Genomic DNA, 236 nt, shown 5'->3' on the forward strand with positions numbered 1-236 from the left:
CATCGGCGCTACGGCGTTTCACTTCTGAGTTCGGCATGGGGTCAGGTGGGACCACCGCGCTAAAGCCGCCAGGCAAATTCTGTTAATCTGTATCAGGCTGAAAATCGTCTCTCTCACCGCCAAAACACCTTCGGCGTTGTAAGGTTAAGCCTCACGGTTCATTAGTACCGGTTAGCTCAACGCATCGCTGCGCTTACACACCCGGCCTATCAACGTCGTCGTCTTCAACGTTCCTT

Annotated in this window: 2 rRNA genes; both read right to left on the reverse strand. The window is 53.8% G+C overall.

Annotated features, from left to right (window positions below):
- A 5S ribosomal RNA gene (rrf, locus tag APT89_RS21765) occupies window positions 1-73 on the reverse strand; the annotation flags it as partial.
- Window positions 74-140: 67 nt separating this feature from the next.
- Window positions 141-236, reverse strand: a 23S ribosomal RNA gene (locus APT89_RS21770); the annotation flags it as partial.

Source organism: Enterobacter sp. 50588862, from assembly GCF_001462935.1.
GTDB lineage: Bacteria > Pseudomonadota > Gammaproteobacteria > Enterobacterales > Enterobacteriaceae > Enterobacter > Enterobacter bugandensis.